Annotated in this window: 1 protein-coding gene; it reads left to right on the forward strand. The window is 66.9% G+C overall.

The window, feature by feature from the left end:
• Positions 1–606 precede the first annotated feature (606 nt).
• The coding region (locus tag ABZS37_RS01120; protein ID WP_355164760.1) for a hypothetical protein at positions 607–3,459 on the forward strand (2,853 nt) is incomplete at its 3' end.

A 3,459-nucleotide genomic window follows, 5' to 3' on the forward strand; every position in this document is an offset into this window, starting at 1 on the left:
CCGGGGGCGGATGGGCAGCCGGCGCAGGATGTGTCGATCGCTTATGGCGGTGATGGGTCGAGTACGTGGTCGTATGCCGATGGCACGAGGGTTTCCCGAGACTCGTCGGGCGCGTTGACGCACCAGATCACGTCTGATGGGGCGTCGTTCGATCGGTTCACGGCTGATGGCAGGCCGACGCATGGCAGTGTGCCGGGGGCGGATGGGCAGCCGGCGCAGGATGTGTCGATCGCTTATGGCGGTGATGGGTCGAGTACGTGGTCGTATGCCGATGGCACGAGGGTTTCCCGGGACTCGTCGGGCGCGTTGACGCACCAGATCACGTCTGATGGGGCGTCGTTCGATCGGTTCACGGCTGATGGCAGGCCGACGCATGGCAGCGTGCCGGGGGCCGATGGGCAGCCGGCGCAGGATGTGTCGATCGCTTATGGCGGTGATGGGTCGAGTACGTGGTCGTATGCCGATGGCACGAGGGTCTCCCGGGACTCCTCGGGCGCGTTGACCCAGCAGACCACGTCTGATGGGGCGTTGTTTGATCGGTTCACGGCTGATGGTAGGCCGACGCATGGCAGTGTGCCGGGGGCCGATGGGCAGCCTGCGCAGGCGGTGGACATTACCTACGGCGGTGACGGCAGTAGCAGTTGGACCTACGCCGATGGCACGAGGGTTGACCGCAACGCTGCTGGTGACCTCACGCATGAGGTGACGTCTGATGGGGCGTCGTTCGACCGTTTCACCGCTGATGGCAGGCCGACGCATGGCAGTGTGCCGGGGGCCGATGGGCAGCCTGCGCAGGCGGTGGACATTACCTACGGCGGTGACGGCAGTAGCAGTTGGACCTACGCCGATGGCACGAGGGTTGAGCGGGACGCCGCTGGTGACCTCACGCGTGAGGTGACGTCTGATGGGGCGTTGTTTGATCGGTTCACCGCTGATGGCAGGCCGACGCATGGCACGGTGCCCGGCCAGGATGGGCAGCCTGCGCAGGCGGTGGACATTGCTTACGGCGGTGACGGCAGTAGCAGCTGGACTTACGCCGACGGTACGAGGGTTGATCGGGACGCTGCTGGTGACCTCACGCGTGAGGTGACGTCTGATGGGGCGTTGTTCGACGGGTTCACGGCTGATGGCAGGCCGACGCACGGTACGGTGCCCGGCCAGGATGGGCAGCCGGCGCAGGCGGTGGACATTGCTTACGGCGGTGACGGCAGTAGCAGCTGGACCTATGCCGATGGCACGAGGGTTGACCGCAACGCTGCTGGTGACCTCACGCATGAGGTGACGTCTGATGGGGCGTCGTTCGACGGGTTCACCGCTGATGGCAGGCCGACGCACGGTACGGTGCCCGGCCAGGATGGGCAGCCGGCGCAGGCGGTGGACATTGCTTACGGCGGTGACGGCAGCAGCACCTGGACTTACGCCGATGGCACGAGGGTTGACCGCAACGCTGCTGGTGACCTCACGCATGAGGTGACGTCTGATGGGGCGTCGTTCGACCGTTTCACCGCTGATGGCAGGCCGACGCACGGTACGGTGCCCGGCCAGGATGGGCAGCCGGCGCAGGCGGTGGACATTGCTTACGGCGCTGACGGCAGCAGCACCTGGACTTACGCCGACGGCACGAGGGTTGACCGCAACGCTGCTGGTGACCTCACGCGCGAGGTGACGTCTGATGGGGCGTCGTTCGACCGGTTCACGCCTGATGGCAAGCCGACGCACGGCACGGTGCCGGGGGCGGATGGGCAGCCGGCGCAGAGCGTGGATATCGCTTATGGCGGTGATGGGTCGAGTACGTGGTCGTATGCCGACGGCACGAGGGTTGACCGCAACGCTGCTGGTGACCTCACGCGCGAGGTGACGTCTGATGGGGCGTCGTTCGACCGTTTCACCGCTGATGGCAAGCCGACGCATGGCAGGGTGCCGGGGGCGGATGGGCAGCCCGCGCAGGCGGTGGACATTGCTTACGGCGGTGACGGCAGTAGCAGCTGGACCTATGCCGATGGCACGAGGGTTGAGCGGAACGCCGCTGGTGACCTCACCCGTGAGGTGACGTCTGATGGGGCGTCGTTCGACCGGTTCACGCCTGATGGCAAGCCGACGCACGGCACGGTGCCGGGGGCGGATGGGCAGCCGGCGCAGAGCGTGGATATCGCTTATGGCGGTGATGGGTCGAGTACGTGGTCGTATGCCGACGGCACGAAGGTTGACCGCAACGCCGCTGGTGACATCACGCATGAGGCGACATCTGACGGGGCCTCGTTCGACCGGTTCACGCCCGATGGCAGGCCGACGCATGGCACGGTGCCCGGCGGGGACGGCGGGGCGGCGCAGGATGTGTCGATCGCTTACGGCGGTGACGGCAGTAGCAGCTGGACCTACGCTGACGGCACGAAGGTTGACCGCAACGCCGCCGGTGACGTCACGCATGAGGTGACGTCTGATGGGGCGTCGTTTGATCGGTTCACGGTTGATGGCAGGCCGACGCATGGCAGGGTGCCGGGGGCGGATGGGCAGCCGGCGCAGGCGGTGGACATTGCTTACGGCGGTGACGGCAGTAGCAGCTGGACCTATGCCGATGGCACGAAGGTTGACCGCAACGCCGCCGGTGACGTCACGCATGAGGTGACGTCTGATGGGGCGTCGTTTGATCGGTTCACGGTTGATGGCAGGCCGACGCATGGCAGGGTGCCGGGGGCGGATGGGCAGCCGGCGCAGGCGGTGGACATTGCTTACGGCGGTGACGGCAGTAGCAGCTGGACCTATGCCGATGGCACGAAGGTTGACCGGAACGCCGCTGGTGACCTCACCCGTGAGGTGACGTCTGATGGGGCGTCGTTCGACCGGTTCACGGCTGATGGCAGGCCGACGCATGGCACGGTGCCGGGGGCGGATGGGCAGCCGGCGCAGAGCGTGGATATCGCTTATGGCGGTGATGGGTCGAGTACGTGGTCGTATGCCGACGGCACGAGGGTTGACCGCAACGCTGCTGGTGACATCACGCGCGAGGTGACGTCTGATGGGGCGTCGTTCGACCGGTTCACGCCCGATGGCAGGCCGACGCATGGCACGGTGCCCGGCCAGGATGGGCAGCCGGCGCAGGCGGTGGACATCACCTACGGCGGTGATGGGTCGAGTACGTGGTCGTATGCCGACGGCACGAGGGTTGACCGCAACGCTGCTGGTGACATCACGCGCGAGGTGACGTCTGATGGGGCGTCGTTCGACCGGTTCACCGCTGATGGCAAGCCGACGCATGGCACGGTGCCGGGGGCGGATGGTCAGCCGGCGCAGAGCGTGGACATCACCTACGGCGCTGACGGCAGCAGCACCTGGACCTACGCCGACGGCACGAAGGTCGACCGGAACGCCGCCGGTGACATCACGCGCGAGGTCACCGCTCAGGGTGCCGAGTTCGACCGGTTCACGGCCGATGGCAAGCCGACGCACGGCACCGTGCCC

The organism is Micromonospora sp. NPDC005413, from assembly GCF_040606435.1.
In the GTDB taxonomy this organism is placed as follows: Bacteria; Actinomycetota; Actinomycetes; order Mycobacteriales; family Micromonosporaceae; genus Micromonospora.